1 protein-coding gene is annotated in these 434 nt (G+C 37.3%); it reads right to left on the bottom strand.

From position 1 onward, the window contains the following. Positions 1-434 (bottom strand): Rossmann-fold NAD(P)-binding domain-containing protein (locus BBI01_RS14760; protein WP_065395434.1); only part of this gene is annotated, 434 nt, incomplete at both ends.

Below are 434 nucleotides of genomic sequence, written 5' to 3'. Positions count from 1 at the left end.
TTCTAAAGTAGATGTAGGGTACCCTTTTTGTGTTACATTGATCATTGCTCTACCCACTTCCTGTAAAGTTAAGGATTTTGATTGAAAAAATACGGGAAAAATCCAAATAAAAGGTTTAAAAAACCATTTTACATTTAATTGACCTTCAATGGGTTTCATAAATCCGGGACGAAAATTATAAGCTCCTTTGAAGTTCATTCTTTTCAAATCATTTTCTGTTCTGCCTTTTACACGCGCCCACATCAGCTTTCCGCTCTCCGTGCTGTCTGTACCTGCTCCTGAAACATAGCTGAAAACCATTTCAGGATTTTGGTTTAACACCGCTTTTGCAAAATGCAGAGTGGTATCATAAGTGATTTTAGTGTAGTCTTTTTCATTCATCCCTATACTGCTGATTCCCGCACAGAAAAAACAGGCATCATACCCTTTCAGCT

The organism is Chryseobacterium artocarpi, assembly GCF_001684975.1.
In the GTDB taxonomy this organism is placed as follows: Bacteria; Bacteroidota; Bacteroidia; order Flavobacteriales; family Weeksellaceae; genus Chryseobacterium; species Chryseobacterium artocarpi.
This window is presented reverse-complemented; position numbering and strand designations above follow the sequence as displayed.